The sequence below is a fragment of the Variovorax sp. 20P10.2.4 genome, assembly GCF_058244205.1.
Genome location: NZ_JBZAYE010001113.1, coordinates 1 through 1351, shown reverse-complemented (window position 1 = coordinate 1351; position 1351 = coordinate 1). Strand labels below are relative to the sequence as shown.

General features: G+C 71.1%; 1 pseudogene. It reads left to right on the top strand.

Going from position 1 to position 1351, the window contains the following annotated elements:
- Nucleotides 1–1351: pseudogene (locus AC27VN_RS41550) on the top strand (hypothetical protein); the annotation flags it as partial.

The following is a 1351-nucleotide window of genomic DNA, read 5'->3' as shown; positions in this document are numbered from 1 at the left end:
AGGCGATGCGCAAGGTGGCGGCCAAGATCGACGATTTCTTCGCGCGCTGCCGCGTGGCCGCCTACGACGTGCAGGCCGTGACGGCGCTCAACCCTTCCGCCGAGGCCTACGACGCGCTCGCGGGCCACACGCTCGATGCCAACGCGCACCCGATCGCCGAGCTGCCGCTGGCGCCGATCACGCCGCACCGTTCGCTGCCGCTGCGCGGCACCAGCCTCAATCCGGCCTGGGCCGAGGCCATCGCGTCCTTCGCGCGCGACGCGGTGACGCCGCTGCTCGGCGCGCGCGACACGCTCGAGGACGACGAATGGCAGGCGCTGCGCCAGCAGCTCGGCGCCTGCGAGGGCTGGATCGCGTCGCGGCCGGCCAACGCGCTCGCGAGCCTGTCGCACGAACGCATCGAGGCGCTGCTCGCCACGCGCGAGGCGCTGCTCGCGCTGATCGCCGAGGACGAGGCGGCCGAGAGCCACAACAAGCTGCTGGTCGATCTCGAGAAGCTGCTGCGGCTGCAGCGCGACCTCAAGCTGCTGCTCGACAACTTCGTCTCGTTCAAGGCCTTCTACCGGCGCGAGGGCGCGATCTTCCAGGCCGGCACGCTCTACCTCGACGGGCGCAGCTGCGAGCTCACGGTGCAGGTGCAGGACACGGCCAAGCACGCGGTGCTCGCGGGCCTCGCGAAGACCTGCCTGGCCTACTGCGACTGCACGCGGCAGGGGCAGAAGATGAGCATCGTCGCGGCCTTCACCGCGGGCGACGTGGACTTCCTGTTCGTCGGCCGCAACGGCGTGTTCTACGACCGCCAGGGCCGCGACTGGGATGCCACCATCACCAAGCTGATCGAGAACCCGACCAGCGTGGCGCAGGCCTTCTTCGCGCCCTACAAGAAGTTCGTCCGCATGATCGAGGAACAGGTGGCCAAGCGCGCGGCCGCGAGCGAGGCCGGCTCGCAGACCGCGCTGCAATCGCTGGCCGGCAAAGTCGCCACCGCCGACCAGGCCGCGGGCGCCGATCCCGCGAAGGCGCCGGCCAAGCCGCCGCTGCCCGCCACCAGCCGCGTCGATGTCGGCACGGTGGCCGCGATCGGCGTGGCACTCGGCAGCATCAGCGCGGTGCTGGTCGGCATCTTCGGCAAGTTCATCGACCTGGGGCAGTGGATCCCGGTGGCGCTGATCGGCATCGTGATCGCGATCTCGGGCCCGAGCATGCTGATCGCCTGGCTCAAGCTGCGCCAGCGCAGCCTGGGACCGATCCTCGATGCCAGCGGCTGGGCCATCAACGGCCGCATGAAGGTCAACGTGCGGCTCGGCGGCATGCTGTCGCAGACCGCGCACGTGCCGCCGGGCGCGCGGCG